This is a genomic window from Microcoleus sp. S1D4, from assembly GCF_036700765.1.
Lineage (GTDB): Bacteria > Cyanobacteriota > Cyanobacteriia > Cyanobacteriales > Microcoleaceae > Microcoleus.
Genome location: NZ_JAUBPP010000010.1, coordinates 13,012 through 30,174, shown reverse-complemented (window position 1 = coordinate 30,174; position 17,163 = coordinate 13,012). Strand labels below are relative to the sequence as shown.

The window sequence follows — 17,163 nt, the reverse complement described above, 5'->3', positions numbered from 1 at the left end:
CAATCCTGATTAATCTATAATGCCCTAAAGGCTAGTTTTTTGTTGGGCGGCCGATCGCGAGTTTTGTGTGTTCTTCATCACAACGAAAGATTGCACTATTGGCGGAATCGAGCCAATATATAAAAGTATTGAGCTTTGCAAAAGTTTACGAAGGCAGTATCGAAATGTCTTTTGAGTTTTTATCGTTAGAGACTATTCAGGAATTTGCGCGAGATTACGGCTACTGGGCTGTATTTCTGGGAATTTTGCTGGAAAATCTGGGAGTTCCTCTTCCAGGCGAGACAATTACAATTGCTGGCGGTTTTTTAGCCGGCAGCGGAGAACTCAATTACTGGTTTGTGCTCGGAAGCGCGATCGCCGGTGCGACTCTCGGCGGAAATTTCGGATATGCGATCGGCAGATACGGCGGCTGGCCGCTGCTGCTGAAGCTAGGACAATTTTTCCGCTTTCGGGAAGAACAACTGTTTGACCTAAAAGAACAGTTTAGCAAAAATGCAGCTAAAGCCGTATTTTTAGGCCGTTTCATCGCACTGCTGCGGATTTTTGCCAGCCCCCTAGCGGGCATCGCCGAAATGCCTTTTTGGAAATTTTCGCTGTTCAATATTCTGGGTGCAGCAAGCTGGGCATCTGTCATGGTAAGTTTGTCATATTTCCTAGGACAAGTAGTGTCTTTAGAAAAGTTGGTAGCTTGGGCGGCTCAATTTGCTGTATTTGCTTTGCTGTTAGCAGTTGCTTGGATTGTAATTCCTATTTGGTTAGAGTCGCGGACTTTGGACAAGACTAAGTAGAGACGCAACATTGTTGTGTCATCAACTCCGATACCACCAAAATAAGGACAAAACAACGTTGTTTTGTCCTTATTTTTTGTATTGCTAAGACTCTCAGAAACCGGGTTTTTAACAACTCTGGGTACAGCACCGAATTTTCGCAAAAACCCCGCTTTCTCATCACCCGTAAGACTCTCAGAAACCGGGTCTTTGACAACTCTGGGTACAGCGCCGAATTCTTGCAAAAAACCCGGTTTCTAACACCTAATACGGTTATAATTTCGAGTACGCTCGCACGAGGATGTACTATGACGGCATTAACTGAAATTTGCGAAGAAGTAATTGATTCTTCAGTCCCGGAAGGCGGAAATTGCTTGTATAGATGCGGTTTCAATCGCCGACTCTTAGCTGCTGCGATCTTGAAATAAGGTGCGCGGGGCGCACCCTACCTAAGAATTTCTAGCCTCTATTCTTCTCCGACCAAATGCGTGTGGGCAGTCCCCAAACATAGACAAATCCTTCGGCTGCTTTGTGGTCGAATTCGTCCTCTGCGCCGTAGGTTGCTAAGTCGAAACTGTACAGCGAATTTTCTGATTTGCGACCGACGATTGTGGCATTTCCCTTGAATAGTTTGAGCCTCACTGTTCCAGTTACTCGCTTTTGCGTGTCCTGAATGAATGCGTCTAAAGCGGTTTTTAAAGGGTTGTACCAAAGACCGTTGTAAATCATTTGGCTGTAGGTTTCTTCGATACCGCGCTTGTATCGCGTCACATCTCCTGTCAGAGTTAAGCTTTCTAAATCTCGGTGCGCGTGCATTAACACTAAAATCGCTGGTGTTTCATAAATCTCTCGCGATTTAATCCCCACTAAGCGGTTTTCTATCATGTCGATGCGCCCGACTCCGTGATTTCCAACTGTTTCGTTGAGTTGGGTAATTAAGGCGACTGGTGATAATTCTTTGCCGTTTAAACTGACAGGATTTCCGCACTCGAAACCGATTTCTATGTATTCCGGTGTGTTGGGAGTTTGCTCGATCGCCTTTGTCATCAAAAACACCTCTTCTGGCGGTTCCGCCCAAGGATCTTCGAGGATGCCGGCTTCGATCGCCATTCCTAACAAATTGCGATCGATACTGTAAGGCGAAGACTTCTTCACCGGCGACGGAATCCCGCATTTCTCGCCGTAGGCAATGGTTTCCTCCCGGCTCATTTTCCACTCCCTGGCGGGTGCTAAAATCTTAATCTTAGGATTCAACGCGCCGATCGACACATCAAACCGCACCTGATCGTTTCCCTTACCAGTACAACCGTGGGCGATCGCATCTGCACCGTATTTTTCGGCAGCTTCTACTAACAATTTAGCAATCAGCGGGCGGGCTAACGCCGTAGAAAGCGGATACTGATTTTCGTAAAGCGCGTTAGCTTGAATCGCTGGAAACGCATAATCTTTGATAAATTCCTCGGTAGCATCAATTACCAGAGATTCCGAAGCACCCGATGCTAAAGCTTTTTTGCGGATTGGTTCTAATTCGTCTCCCTGTCCCAAATCCGCCGCCAGAGTAATTACCTCTTCGACTCCCCACTCCTTCATCAGATAAGGAATGCAGACAGAGGTATCGACTCCGCCGGAATATGCTAGCACAACTTTTTTAGCGCGACTCATTGCTATTTACATCCTGAATTTAAGTTAATACGGTTGGGTTAAGACTGTTGATTGTTCAGAGATCCCTTGCAGCATCCCCCTTAAGAAGGCCGACTTCGATCAATTTCTTGTCCCACCCCCTACTCCCCTTTTTTAAGGGGGTGCCAGGGCGATCTGGCTTAACCCAACCGTATTGGAATTTAACCGACTTTTCATTATGCACCTAATTCAGATTAATTCTTGTCAGAAATAGTACAGATTTATATATGCTTTTTTTGCTACACTTGGCGATTTCCTGGGAAAGTTGCTGCGAAAAATCTGCTACCGTGGGATACGGTAACTGTGGCGATGGGGAAGATCCGTGTTTTTTAGTGTTGTGATTCCGACGTACAATCGTAAATTGATTTTGGCAAAATGTCTACTGGCTCTGGAAAATCAGCAGTTCGATCGCAGCGTGACAGATTATGAGGTGATTGTAGTCGATGATGGTTCGACGGACGGGACGATCGAGTGGTTGGCCGCAAATGCCGATTTGTTGCCGCACGTGCGATCGATCTGTCAATCTCACCAAGGCCCCGCCGCCGCCCGGAATTTGGGCGTGGAAGATGCTAAGGGCGATACGATTATTTTTATTGACAGCGATTTAGTCGTCACGGAGCATTTTTTGCAAGCACACGCAGATGCTTTGATACAAGCATACAAGGATACTGATGCGGTTTTTACTTATGGCAGCGTGATTAATACTTGCAATTTCGACAATCCCACCTCCGAACCTTACAAAATAACAGATTTTTCAGCCGCTTACTTTGCTACGGGAAATGTGGCGATCGCCCGCCACTGGCTGCTAGAAGCGGGACTATTTGACAATCGTTTTCAATTGTACGGATGGGAAGATTTAGAATTGGGCGTCAGGTTAAAAAATTTAGGTTTAAAATTGATTAAATGTCCGGCTGCTGTCGGCTATCACTGGCATCCAGCTTTTAATTTAGAGCAAATACCAGGCATGATTGACCGAGAAATTCAGCGCGGGAGAATGGGAGTTTTGTTTTATCAAAAACACCCTAGTTGGAACGTGCGGCTGATGATTCAAATGACTGTTCTGCACCAAATACTGTGGGGAGTTTTATCTTTGGGCGGGATGCTGAACGAGCGCACAATGAAACCTTTTTTGCAGTTGCTGATTGACCGAGGTCAGTCGCAGTTAGCTTTGGAAATTGCTCGAATTTTTCTCAATTGGTATAATGTGAAAGCCGTCTATGCAGCTTACGGTGAATTGTCGGCTCATAGCAAGATATAGCCTTTCTGTGCTCTGGTATGAGGTACTATCTGGGATAGGGCATAGGGCCTAGGGGATAGGGCCTAGGGCATATCTCACCACGCTTGAGAACCGCCATATCATAAATTATCCCGATCGCCTAAACAAAAAATCGGGGGTTAGTTTCACCGAAATTTAGAGCGTATAATAGCAGAATTCAAAAACCCGCCCCCATCGCAAATACGGTTCAACCTGTTCCTTTATTATGGTGGATAGATGGGGGCAGTTTATTAATATTTAAGATGTGAATTAAAGATAGTTGGTGAAGTGATATCATGTCGGTCGATTGACAACAATAAGATTGGTTGGTAGTGCGGAATACGAGTCCGCACTAGGAACGGTTTTTGTTATGCTAATCCATCGCACGCGATCTGAATTCCTACGGGTAAAATCTTCAGATTGGTAGATATTGTCAGAGCTTGTCAGGGCTGGTGTAGTTGCTGTGTAGAGTAAGTAAATCTACCGAAAAAATACAAATAGAGCATCTCAAGGAATGCAGTAAGTATTTTTTATAGTAATCTCGCCATCGCTACACCCAAACAGAAGTCCGAACAACCCGATAAATACAGGCAAAACACTGCTTGCTTAAAACACTGTCAAGATTTTACTTTTAATCAAAGTTGCCGAATTTAGCAGTGATTTGAGGATTATCGGCTGTGAAAATCGATCGGTTAGGATAACTTTGTCCGCAAAAGGTTTAAAATTTACAATATTTTTGATACAATTATTACAAATATCAGGGCTAAGCTATTTGGGCGATCGATCTAACAGTTCCACCGCCTCAAACGCAAACAAGGCTGAGAGTCAGATTTATGCTCGTATAGCTGATAAAAGCAGAGGATACAGTCGCTCATTGACCAGACCAAAAACGGATGCAAGCTTCCCCAGGGCTGTCGGGAGCAGCCCAAAATTTTAGACTACCGTTCAACCTCCCAGATTCATCTGTCCTTGTCAATCTAAAATCGTTCGACTGAGCGTTAGCCGAAGTCTAAAATCTCAAATCTAACATCGAATGACCGCCAGCGATCGAAAAACAAGATGCGGAGCTGATTAAAATTTGGATTGCTCAAATCCGCATCCTAAAGCAACATTTACGAAAGACTCTTACAGCAAGCTAATAATTTTATTACCAAAATATTAGACAGTTTGCTGAATTTTAAAATTAATTTTCAAATAATAAATTGAGGGTAGGTTGTGGAAAAGCTTGATAATCAATACGCACAAACACCAACATTGGCATCAGAAACCGATAGCTTAAAACAAAACATTTTAATCGTTGATGACCACCCAGAAAGCTTGCGTCTTTTATCTCAATTTTTGTCTAAGCAGGGATACAAAGTGCGGCCGACACGGGATGGTAAATTCGCTCTCCAGTTTGCTCGCTCGACTCCACCGGATTTGATTTTACTCGACATCATGATGCCCGGTATGGATGGCTATCAAGTTTGCGAACAGCTAAAATCTTGCGCTAAAACCAAAGATATTCCTGTGATTTTTCTCAGTGGTTTAAATGAAGTTTTTGATAAAGTCAAAGCTTTTTCGCTTGGTGCTGCCGACTACATTACTAAACCGTTTCAAACAGAAGAAGTGGTGAGCCGCATCCAAAATCAACTGCTGCTCAGTCGTCTTTCCAAGCAAATTGTAGAACAAAATGCGCGGCTGCAAGCAGAAATAGAAGAACGCAAGCGGGTGGAAGCAGAACTGCGAGAAAGTCAGCACTGGCTGTCAGCAATAATTAAAATGAATCCTAATGTTTTGTACATTTATGATGTGATTGAACACCGGATTTTATATCTTAATCGCGAACTGTATAGTGATCTTGGCTATTCCCTCACAGAAATACAACAAATGGGAGCAGCATTTCTGCTTAACTTAATCCACCCTGATGATTTGCGAGCTTTCTCAGAACACATGAGCCGGATGGAGGCAGCAAAAGACGGTGAAAGCTTTGAGATTGAGTACCGAATTCAGCACAAAAACGGTGAATATCGCTGGTTTTTTAGCCTGGATACCGTGTTTACCAGAACAACGGATGGCCAACCTTGGAAAATTCTGGGAAGTGCTACTGAAATTAGCGATCGCAAACAAGCAGAACTCGAACTAAAAACAGCTTTAGCTGCTTTGGAAAGGCAAATCAAGCAAAGATTTCTGCTAGAAACAATTACTCTAGAAATTCGCTATAGCTTAAAGCAGGATCGAGTGTTTCAAACAGCAGCAGCCCAAATATGTCGAGTTTTTAATGCCGATAGTTGCTTGATTCACACCTACACAGAAGATCCAAGTCCCCGCCTTCCTTGTGTCGCTCATTACACAAGATTTGAATCAAAATCGCTGGTAAATTTAGAAATTCCTGTGGAGGGAAACGATCACGTTCAGCTTGTATTGTCCCAAGATAAAGTTGTAGTTTGTGATGATGTTTTTGCTGAACCCCTACTAGAAAATGTCAGAGGTTTGTGCGAGGAAATAGGTTTGAAGTCGATGATAGCGGTGCGGACTTCCTACCAGGGAAAAGCTAACGGAATGATGTGCTTGCACCAGTACCATTGCCGCCAATGGACGCAAGATGATATCGGATTATTGAAAACTGTGGCGGCACAAATGGGAATTGCGATCGCCCAAGCCAATCTTCTCGAACAAGACGAACAGCAGCGACTGAAACTGCAACAAAGCGAAGCTAGTCTAGCAGCAGCCCAGAAAATTGCCCGTATCGGCAGTTGGGAATTTGATATTATAGCAAATAAGATTACTTGGTCAGAAGAAGTATTCCGCATTTTTGGTCTTGACTCAACCGCATCTGAACCGACATACGTCCAACTTTTACGGATGTATCATCCCGACGACAGAGACTCCTTCAAAGAAACTGTTAGCCTCGCTATTTCGCAAGGAAGTTCCTACAAAAAAGAATTGCGGATTTTGCATTCTAGCGGTCAAATTACCTACGTGGAAGCAAGGGGAACATCTGTTTTTGCCGAAACCGGAGAAGTAATCAAACTATTGGGAACAGTCATGGATATCACCGATCGCAAACAAGCAGAAGCAGCCTTGCAACTTAGCGAAGAACGTTTTTATCTGGCATTTGAAGGCAGTGCGATGGGGTTGTGGGATTGGAATCTTGTGACGGGAGAAGTCTATTTTAATTCGCGCTGGAAGACGATGTTGGGATATGAAGTAGACGAGATAGAAAATAAGTTTACATCTTGGGAGCAACTGTTACATCCACAGGATTTGTCCCAGGCTCAAGCAGCACTAGAAACTCACTTTCAATGCAAAAGTTCGATGTACGAAGTGGAATTGCGGATGTTGACAAAATCCGGCGATTGGAAGTGGATTTTGGCTCAAGGAACGGTGATGGAACGGGATGATGGGGGAAATCCTTTGCGGATGACTGGCACCCATATCGATATTAGCGATCGCAAACAAGCAGAAGTAGATTTGCAATTTAGCGAACAGCGAGAACGAGAAAAAGCTCAAGAGTTAGCACAAACTCTGGAACACTTAAAAAATGCTCAATCCCATCTCATACAAGCGGAAAAAATGTCAAGTATCGGGCAAATGGTAGCAGGAGTAGCCCACGAAATTAACAACCCGATCAGCTTCATTTACGGCAATATTATTCCTGCCCGACAGTACGCCTGCGAGTTGGTAAAGTTGATCGAAATATACCAGCAGCACTATCCTGAACCAGTTCCAGAAATTGCGGCAGAATTGGCAGAAGTAGATGTAGATTTTATAGCTGAAGATTTTCCGAGAATTATGGCTTCAATGCAGGGAGGTGCTAACCGAATTAAGCAGATTGTGGTTTCTTTAAGAAATTTTTCGAGACTCGATGAAAAAGATATCAAATTAACAGATATTCATGAAGGGCTAGAAAGCAGTTTGGTGATTTTACAGCACCGATTGCAGTCAGATTCAAAAGGTCGGGAAATTCAAGTTATTAAAAATTACGGCGAACTGCCAAAAATCGAGTGTTATCCGGCGCAATTAAACCAGGTATTTATGAATTTGCTGTTGAATGCGATCGATGCTGTGGAAGAGTCGTTAGTCATCAGTCATTCGTCATTAGCAAACAAGATTTCAACAGTTGCAAATGATGCTGGACAAATGTTTGAGCAAAATCCTCAGATTCGCATTAGCACTGAAATAAATAGGGACAATCAAGTTGTTGTGCGGATTGTTGACAGCGGGCCCGGTATCCCCGCAGAGGTGCAGTCAAGGATGTTTGACCCGTTTTTCACTACAAAGCCGATCGGCAGCGGTACTGGTTTGGGGTTGTCGATTAGCTACCAAATTGTCAAAGACACCCACGGCGGTAAGTTGCAGTGTCATTCAGAGGTTGGGCGGGGAACAGAATTTGCGATCGAACTGCCGATTTTGCAAAAAGTGAAAACTAAAACAGGTTTGCAGTAAGGATTTTAGTCGCATAAATCAGCGGACTAAAGTCCTCACTACAAACCTTTTGTTAAGGCTAATTGACGGCAAATAACATCAAACCCTGACATTTGATTCGATATTTCATGGAAACCATCTGTGGTCTAATTGGATCTTATGTTAATCGTGATAGAATTAAAACCTAATTTTTATGCTGCTAGACGTTAAACTCTTCCTCTTGGGAATGAATTTAACAGTTGATTTCATACATATTATCTCAACTCGCGTCTGTAGCATCTACTACATTTTAACTGAATTATGACTGATTCAATACGCTTTCTGATGTGCGCTCCCGACCACTACGATGTCGATTATGTAATTAACCCTTGGATGGAGGGAAACGTCCACAAATCATCGCGCGATCGCGCTGTGGAACAGTGGGAAAAACTCTACCACGTCCTCAAAGACAACGCCCTTGTAGACCTCGTACCGCCGGAAAAAGGCTGGCCGGATATGGTGTTCACCGCCAACGCAGGTTTGCTTTTGGGCAATACTTTCGTCCTCAGCCGTTTCTATCACAAAGAACGTCAAGGCGAAGAACCTTATTTCAAAGCATGGTTTGAAAGCAAAGGTTTTACCGTGCACGAACTCCCCAAAGATTTGCCCTTTGAAGGTGCTGGTGACGCTTTGCTCGATCGCGAAGGACGCTGGTTATGGGCAGGATACGGCTTCCGTTCCGAACTCGACTCGCACCCGTTGCTAGCAAAATGGCTCAACATAGAAGTGCTTTCGCTGCGTCTTGTAGACGAACGTTTTTATCATTTAGATACCTGTTTTTGTCCCCTAACAGGTGGCTATTTGCTCTACTATCCAGCAGCATTTGACTCCTACTCCAACCGCTTAATTGAAATGCGAGTTGCGCCGGAAAAACGCATTGCCATTGAAGAAGCAGATGCCGCCAATTTTGCCTGCAATGCCGTCAATATTGACAAAACTGTGGTAATGAACAAGGTCAGCGAAGGCTTGAAAACGCGCATCGCTCAAGCAGGCTTCAAAGTCATTGAAACGCCGATGAGCGAATTTCTGAAAGCGGGCGGTGCTTGTAAGTGTTTGACGCTCAGGGTAACGGAACCGGTGCAAGAAGATCGATCGGCAAACGTGATGGTAGAAAGCCGTGCAATTCGCATGGAAGGCCACCTGCTCGATGCCGGTTTAATCAGCCGTGCTTTAGACTTAATTGTCGAAAACGGCGGCAGTTTCCAAGTGCTCAATTTCAATTTAGGAGAACAGCGCCAAAGCACATCATCCGCAGATGTGAAAGTTTCGGCTCCTTCCCACGAAGTGATGGAAGAAATCATGGGATTGCTGATTGACTTGGGTGCAGTGCCGCCACCGCAAGAGATTTGCGACGCTATTTTAGAAGATGTCGTCCAAGATGGTGTCGGCCCGGATGACTTTTATGTTACTACAATTTATCCCACGGAAGTGCGGATAAACGGTCAGTGGGTGAAAGCACGAAATCAGCGAATGGATGGTGCAGTTGCGATTACTGAAACCGCAGAAGGCCCGGTGGCTACGTGCAAATTATTGCGCGATTTAAAAGTAGGTGAAAAAGTCGTTGTTGATGTGGTCGGCATCCGCACTATCCGCAAAACAGAATCGCGGGAACAGCGAAATTCTCAAGAATTTAGCTTTATGTCCGGTAGCGTTTCTAGCGAGCGTCGGGTAGAGTTGGTAGTGGAACAAGTAGCGTGGGAATTGCGCCAAATTCGCGATCGCGGTGGCAAAGTGGTAGTGACGGCGGGGCCTGTTGTGATCCACACTGGCGGCGGCGAACATTTAGCGCATTTGATTCGCGAAGGTTACGTGCAAGCATTGTTGGGTGGAAATGCGATCGCAGTTCACGACATGGAACAATCGAGCATGGGAACTTCCTTGGGAGTTGACATGAAACGCGGCGTTGCTGTGCGCGGCGGACACCGACACCACTTGAAAATGATTAACACCACGCGGCGTTATGGCAGTATTGCTAAAGTCGTTGAAGCAGGCGTAATTACCAGCGGTGTGATGTACGAATGCGTGAAGCACAATATACCGTTTTCGCTAGCAGGTTCGATCCGCGATGACGGGCCGCTTCCCGACACGCAAATGGATATGGTTAAGGCTCAAGAAGAGTATACTGAGCTGTTACGGGGCGCGGATATGGTGTTAATGCTGTCGTCTATGCTGCACTCGATCGGTGTGGGAAATATGACACCGGCGGGTGTGAAGATGGTCTGTGTGGACATTAATCCGGCTGTGGTGACGAAATTGAGCGATCGCGGGTCGATCGAATCTACGGGAGTTGTCACCGATGTGGGATTGTTCCTGAGTTTGTTGGTGAATCAATTGGATAAGTTGACCAGCCGCCATCAAGTAACTCAATCTGCGTAGATTCGGAATGATGTTAACTGTTAGCTGTTAACTGTTAGCTCTTAACTGTTAGCTGTTAATTTACTATTTGCTCGTTTTGCTCATTACCAGGCTCTGCCTGGTAATGCAGGTGTTGAGGCTCTGCCTCCTTTGAGGAAGGCAACTTACAGGAGAGAGGAATGTAGGAGGTGTTGAAGTTATATCGTTTCCGGTTGGATCGGAATGATTTAACCGGCGCTAGAACACAGAGTACACAGAGGGAGAGAATGTATATCTGAATCATTCCGATGCTACCGGATTTGATATTATTAAGTTTTCAATCCTAACATAATTGCACGCTGTTGATTTAGCCATCTTTTGCTTCAACACCAAATAAATCTTTCAGCCGTTTTCTCACCCACTCTACAGGATTTTCATCATCATCTTCTTCGGCTGCTTCTACCAATTGCATCTCTCGCAACAGTTGCTGTCTCTCGCTTAACTCTTCTTTGTGCTTAACTATCTCCTCAATAATCTGTTCGTATAAATCCGGTCTTTCAGTTAAAACTTTCTGGAAACCTTCCTTATTGATGCCAAATAAAATAGTTTCTTCCAAAGCTCTCACCGAAGCAGTTCTGGGGATTCCCAGCATCAAAGAAAGTTCCCCCAAAAACTGACCGACACTAAGATAATTCAAGTGTTTCTCAATAGCTTCCACAAAAACTTCCACCGAACCTGAAAGAATCAAATAAAAAGCATCTCCCGGATCGTTTTCGTGAAATAAAAATTCTTGTGGTTGCAGCCGTTGGCGGTATCCCACTTCAATCAATTGCCGCAATTCTAAATCCGTCAAATGTTCAAAATATTCTACCTTTCGCAGCAAAGAGGTAAGGGACAATTGCGTTTTGACTTCTTCTCCTACCGCAACCGGGGATTTTCGATCGTTTTTAGGGAAACTTTCAGCGGTGGAGATTGCTGTTTTATTTGGATCGAACAGCGACAATAAAACTTCGGGATTTCGCAAATACAAGTCTCGGTTATTGAAAGGAAAGTCAATTCCCTGCTGGCGAAAATTGTACTGAATGGCAAAATTCAAAGAACTTTTAATAAATTCTCTTTCTACGGGTTTGTCTGTCCAAACTAAAAGCTCAAATTTAAAACTATCCTCGCCAAACTCAACAAACAATACTTTCGGAGTCGGTTCGTACAAAACTCCCGCTTCGGCGTAAGCAATATTTAATAGAGTTTCTGTCACTAATAGCGGGTCGCTATCCTCGGCTACTTCTATGGATAGTCGCAGACAAAGTAACGAGCTTTCGTAACTCCAGTTAACAATTTTGTTGCTAATTATAGTGCTGTTTGGAACTATAACGCTGGAGTCGTCAGTGGTTTGGACGATGGTCGAGCGAATCGTGATTTTTTTGACGATTCCCATCAATCCTTCTAATTCCACAAAGTCTCCGACTTTCACCGGTCTGTCTAAAAGCAGCGTTAAGCCGCTGACAAAATTAGTTGTTAAATCCTGGATTCCGAAGCCAATTCCGACTCCCAATCCCCCTGCAACTACTGCCAAAGAAGCAAGGTTAACGCCGATGCTTTGGATGGCGAATATCACTCCAAAAGCGACTATTAAGTATCGCAAAATTACGGCGATTGCTTCCCGGTTCCCCTCGTCAATTCCCAATTTAACTAGCAATCTTTCTTTAAGAAAATTGGTAAAAGAACGAGATATAATCAGGATAGCCATGAACAAGAGAATCAGTTCGACAAGTGACTGCAGCGATACAGGATTGTCACCTATTTTAAATAAGGTTGCTGTGAACAGTTGGGAGAGTTGTGTTAATAAATCTTCTGGAATTTCGTTCAAGTTGACTTCAGGAAATGATCTTGTTTGTGTTTCCATTTTTAAGCCGTTGGCAGTAAGAAATAAAGTTGTTAGTTGCCCGTCTGGCAATAAAATCTTGAACTCGTTATTACAAATTTTTGACCTATTTTTGTGGTAAAAAACTCAATGGGTGACATATATCTGTGGTTACTCATACTAGGCAGTTATCCGTGTTACCAATTTCTAGGATATATTTGATTCCTATGCCTGCGGTGAACGTGCCACTTTTCCCAAATAGCCTAATTATATATTATTAATGCCAATCTCCCTACTAACTTTAGTCAAGGTTAACTATATGAGATTTTATCATACTGTTGGCTAATTTTTTGTTGACTTTATGTTATAAAATGAAGCTGGGATTATGGAATGACTGTTTAAGTGGACAAGTTAAATATCCGAATCTTATAATAATGAGTTGAACTGGTGGGATAAATATTGCTATTACTGTAACAGTTGAGTCCGTCTTGTGTATATCTAAGAGTATCTAAGTGAAAATTTAATCAATCTAGCTAAAATTGATAACGTTCCAAGAATACTTGGCATTCTACCGAGATGGGGACAATCTATCACTTAATTGCATTTGTCAATCAGTAAATTACTGAAAATACGGCTTATTCAGGAGTGAAAATTGGCGATTTGGGGGTGGGTGGAAATAAATATGGTGCGAGACATGATTGCTCGATCGCCCAAATCTAAGTTTTCCACCAAAAACCTGAGTAAATGCTGAGCACAATTGCTGATTGACAAATGCTTCCCTAGCTTATGTTGTCACCAATGTTCTACCGATCGGGTTGATGAACAATAGAATTGATGAACAATAGAACTGCTTGGCGATACATCCGAAGAATTAACGAAAATAGTGTTGCAAGGGATACAATATATCCCCGATTGAAAACCTAATGGTCGCCCTACTGAACGTTTTTTTCAGTACCCAAATAGCAGGCAACGAAAACCTTGCGATCGCACAATTGGAAAGAAGTTCTAGAATTATAGCTGAAAAGCACGATTTAATATGAGCAAATTGCCGCCAGATAAAAACCAACCGCCACAGCAAGAGAGCACAACAGCACAGATATTGCCACAGGATCGCTTCGACGCTTTTTTTGCAGGTGCCAACGCCGGACTGCTGATTTTAGACCACGAACTTCGCTACGTCCAAATTAACGAAGTTATGGCCCATACCAATGGCATTTGTGTGGCAGACCATATTGGTAGATCCCTACGTGAAGTTCTGCCAGAATTGGCTCCGACTCTGGAACCAATTCTGCAAAGCATTCTGGATACGGGCAAGCCCATTCTCGACTGTGAATTAGTAGGTGAAACGCCGAAAGAACCGGGCATCCTGCGCTACTGGCAAGCATCTTACTATCCTTTGCGGGATGAAAATGACAGGGTTTGTGGTCTTGGTGGCATTGTGATTGAAGTTAGCGATGCCTACGGCGAGCTTCGCTTACGCAAGCGGGCAGAACAAAAGCAGGCACGACTGACGGCAATTTTGGAAGCAACTTCCGACTTAGTAGGAATAGTGGATGTTACGGGGCATAGCGTCTACCTCAACCAAGCCGGACAGAAATTGCTGGGGATGTCCCCAGAGGAAGCACGATCGCCGTTTAGTCTAGATTCTGTGTTAGCTCCCTCGGCAACGGCAAAATTTCAGGATGAAGCCTTTCCCACCGCTTTACGAGAGGGTAGGTGGGCTGGTGAAATCCTATTTTTGTCACGGGATGGGGAAGAAATTCCAGTCTCCCAGGTTTTGATCGTTCACAAAACTGCAGCGGGCGAAGTTGAGTTTATCTCCACTATTGTGCGGGATATTCGCGAACAACAAGCTGCCCTGCGCGATCGCAAAAAAGCAGAAGAAGTCCTCAAACAAAATGAAGAACGATTTCGTTCTTTGATGGAAGCTACCGCTCAAAGTATTTGGATCGGTAATGCTGAGGGCGAATTGGCTAGTGAACAACCTACTTTAGGTGCATTTACAGGACTGACATTTGAGGAGTATAAAGGACGGGGTTGGCTAGACACGATCCACCCAGACGATCGCGCTCGTGTTGGTAGTATATGGTCGGCTGCCGTGGCCAATCGATCGCTCTATGAAGATGAATTACGTATGCGCCGCTATGACGGCGAATATCGCTACATGAGTTCTCGTGGTATACCAATTCTGAACGCGGATGGTTCAGTTCGGGAATGGGTGGGAGCTAATACAGATATTACCGATCGCAAACAAGTTGAAGAAGCTCTGCGCGAACAGCAAGCTGCGCTGCGCGATCGTAACCTCTTGCTGAGCTCTATTTTGGAAAGTACGCCAGACATAATTGTGGTTAAAGACCGGGAAGGCCGATATGTTGCCCTTAATTCCGAGGTAGCAAACTCTTTTTACGGTAGACCCATTGAGCAAATCATCGGCAAAGATGATTCGGAACTTCTTCCTTCTGCTAGTGCCCTTGTAATAATGGCAAAAGACCGCGAACTCATGGAAGCAGGCATTACTGAAACCTACGAAGAAGAGGTTTTCAATGGTAAGGAGACCACTTCTTTTTTAACAACAAAAGCCCCTTGGCGAGACGCTCAGGGCAATATTCTCGGCCTGATCGCCATAGCACGAAACATTGGCGATCGCAAACAAATGGAAGCAAAGTTGCGCGATCGCAACTTCTTACTAAACTCTATTTTGGAAAGTACGCCAGACATCATTGTTGTTAAAGATTTAGAAGGGCGTTATGTTGCCCTTAACTCCAACGTGGCAAACTTCATAGGCAAGCCAATTGAGGAAATCATCGGCAAAGATGATTTAGAATTAATGTCTGCTGACAGTGCTCGTGAAGTTATGGCAAAAGATCGCCAAATCATGGCAGCAGGAATCACTGAGAGTTACGAGGAAGATATCTCTTCTGATGATGAAACCCCTACGACCTTTTTGACTACAAAAGCTCCTTGGCGGGATGCTAATGGCAATATTCTGGGCATCATCGCCACAAGCCGAGATATTAGCGATCGCAAACAAGCCGAAGATGCGATCAAACAAAGCGAAGAACGCTATCGTTCGCTAATCCTTGCTACGTCCCAAATTGTCTGGATAACGGATGCTGAAGGAAGATGCCCGGATCTACCGACTCTGAGAGCTTACACCGGACAAACCGAAGCTGAGGTGGTTGGTTTTGGCTGGTTAGATGCAATTCACCCGGACGATCGCGAACGAACGGCTCAGGCGTGGATGGAAGCAGTGCAAACGAAAATCCTGTTTGAGATAGAATATCAAATGCGCGGAGCGGATGGAAACTATCGTTATTTTCAAGCTAGAGGGGTGCCCATTCTGGATGAAGATGGCAACGTCCGGGAGTGGGTTGGCACTTGCACCGATATCCACGATCGCAAACAAGCGGAATTCGTACTGTCAAAAGCCAAGGAAGCCGCAGAAGCTGCTAGTCGGGCTAAAAGTGAATTCCTTGCTAACATGAGCCACGAGTTGCGAACTCCTCTTAATGGCATCATGGGATACGCACAGATTCTTCAGCGTTCTAAAGTCTTGAAAGAAGAAGAGCGATCGCGCATTGATGTCATTTATCAGTGCGGTTCGCATTTACTGACCTTAATCAATGATATTCTCGATTTGTCGAAGATTGAAGCACAGAAAGTGGAACTCATGCCCACGGATTTTCATTTCCCGGCGTTCCTGCAAGGTGTCGCAGAAATGTGTCGCATCCGAGCTGAACTCAAGGGAATTCAGTTTCATTTTCCATCAAGCCCCGAACTGCCGATCGGTATTCGTGCGGATGAAAAACGCTTGCGACAAGTGTTAATTAATCTTTTGAGTAACGCTATTAAATTTACGGATGCGGGCACTGTTACTTTTATAGTCAGTTTTGCCACACACGAAAAAATTCGCTTTGAAATACGCGATACAGGTACCGGCATTGCCCAAGATCAACTCCAAGCTATCTTTCAGCCCTTCGAGCAGGTAGGCGATCGCAGACGGCAGACGGAAGGTACGGGATTGGGACTAGCAATTAGCAAAAGGATTGTAGAACTAATGGGCAGTACCATTGAGGTTCAAAGTGAGATGAATGTTGGCAGTATTTTCTGGTTTGATGTCAATCTATCTCAAGCCGATGAATGGGTGAAAACGTCTCAAATCGACCATCGCGGGCAGATTATCGGCATCAAAGACCGCCAACCTAAGATTGTAGTTATTGATGACAAATGGGCTAACCGTTCGGTAATTAGCAATTTACTCAGTCCGATCGGCTTTGAGGTGTCTGAAGCCAACGATGGGCAGGAAGGCTGGGAAAAAATTATAGAGGTGCAGCCAGATTTAATCGTTACCGACTTACTAATGCCCAAACTAGATGGCTACGAGCTAATTAAGCGGGTTCGAGAATCGGAAAACTTCAAAGACATCGTGATTATTGTCTCTTCTGCAAGCGTATTTGAAACCGATCAATACAGAAGTTTAGAAGCAGGAGGCAACACTTTTATTCCCAAACCTGTCCAAGCCACGGAACTCCTACAAAAATTGCAACAGTATCTTGATTTGGAATGGGTTTACGAAGCTAATGAAGAGCCACTGGCGAGATCCTCAGACACCAATGAGCTAATTGCCCCGCCTGCTACAGAAATGGAAATACTATACGAGCTGGCTATGAAAGGAAATTTCCTAGAAATAGTTAAGCAGGCGGCATTACTGGAAGAAATAGATCCCAAATACATTCCCTTTGCTAAAATATTGTATCAAATGGCAAAAGACTTTCAAGACGAAGAGATTTTAACGTTTATTGAGTCCTACAAGTAAGGTT

7 protein-coding genes are annotated in these 17,163 nt (G+C 44.2%); 5 read left to right on the top strand and 2 right to left on the bottom strand.

What is annotated here, in order from left to right:
* The first annotated feature begins 164 nt into the window (after nt 1-164).
* Nucleotides 165-788, top strand: coding sequence for a DedA family protein (locus QT998_RS12490; protein WP_194069111.1), 624 nt, complete (start codon nt 165-167; stop codon nt 786-788).
* A gap of 438 nt (nt 789-1,226) precedes the next feature.
* Here QT998_RS12490 and QT998_RS12485 read toward each other — a convergent pair whose 3' ends face one another.
* The gene (locus QT998_RS12485; protein ID WP_194069105.1) at nt 1,227-2,429 is read right to left on the bottom strand and encodes an argininosuccinate synthase; all 1,203 of its coding nucleotides are present in this window, start codon (nt 2,427-2,429) and stop codon (nt 1,227-1,229) included.
* Nucleotides 2,430-2,769: 340 nt separating this feature from the next.
* Here QT998_RS12485 and QT998_RS12480 point away from each other — a divergent pair, with 340 nt between their 5' ends.
* The 3 genes from QT998_RS12480 (at nt 2,770) to argZ (ending at nt 10,524) form a co-directional block, all read left to right on the top strand.
* The gene (locus tag QT998_RS12480; RefSeq protein ID WP_194069103.1) at nt 2,770-3,705 is read left to right on the top strand and encodes a glycosyltransferase family 2 protein; all 936 of its coding nucleotides are present in this window, start codon (nt 2,770-2,772) and stop codon (nt 3,703-3,705) included.
* Nucleotides 3,706-4,917: 1,212 nt separating this feature from the next.
* Nucleotides 4,918-8,130 carry a PAS domain-containing protein gene (locus tag QT998_RS12475; RefSeq protein ID WP_333115520.1) on the top strand — a complete coding sequence of 1,071 codons (3,213 nt, stop codon included), beginning with the start codon at nt 4,918-4,920 and terminating at the stop codon, nt 8,128-8,130.
* Nucleotides 8,131-8,409: 279 nt separating this feature from the next.
* Nucleotides 8,410-10,524, top strand: coding sequence for a bifunctional arginine dihydrolase/ornithine cyclodeaminase (gene argZ / locus QT998_RS12470; RefSeq protein ID WP_333087391.1), 2,115 nt, complete (start codon nt 8,410-8,412; stop codon nt 10,522-10,524).
* 325 nt (nt 10,525-10,849) lie between these two features.
* Here the strand turns inward: argZ and QT998_RS12465 are convergent, their stop codons facing one another.
* A complete protein-coding gene (locus QT998_RS12465) occupies nt 10,850-12,385 on the bottom strand; it encodes a mechanosensitive ion channel domain-containing protein (RefSeq protein ID WP_333115522.1) in 1,536 nt (511 codons plus the stop codon).
* 994 nt (nt 12,386-13,379) lie between these two features.
* Between QT998_RS12465 and QT998_RS12460 the strand changes: the two genes are divergently transcribed.
* Nucleotides 13,380-17,159: a PAS domain-containing protein gene (locus QT998_RS12460; RefSeq protein ID WP_333115525.1), complete on the top strand. Its 3,780-nt coding sequence runs from the start codon at nt 13,380-13,382 to the stop codon at nt 17,157-17,159.
* Nucleotides 17,160-17,163: the final 4 nt, after the last annotated feature.

Excerpts from the sequence above, each read along its gene's own strand:
- QT998_RS12490 (WP_194069111.1), top strand. The coding sequence starts at position 165 with ATGTCTTTTGAGTTTTTATCGTTAGAGACTATTCAGGAATTTGCGCGA.
- argZ (WP_333087391.1), top strand. The coding sequence starts at position 8,410 with ATGACTGATTCAATACGCTTTCTGATGTGCGCTCCCGACCACTACGAT.
- QT998_RS12465 (WP_333115522.1), bottom strand. The coding sequence starts at position 12,385 with ATGGAAACACAAACAAGATCATTTCCTGAAGTCAACTTGAACGAAATT.
- QT998_RS12460 (WP_333115525.1), top strand. The coding sequence starts at position 13,380 with ATGAGCAAATTGCCGCCAGATAAAAACCAACCGCCACAGCAAGAGAGC.
- QT998_RS12485 (WP_194069105.1), bottom strand. The coding sequence starts at position 2,429 with ATGAGTCGCGCTAAAAAAGTTGTGCTAGCATATTCCGGCGGAGTCGAT.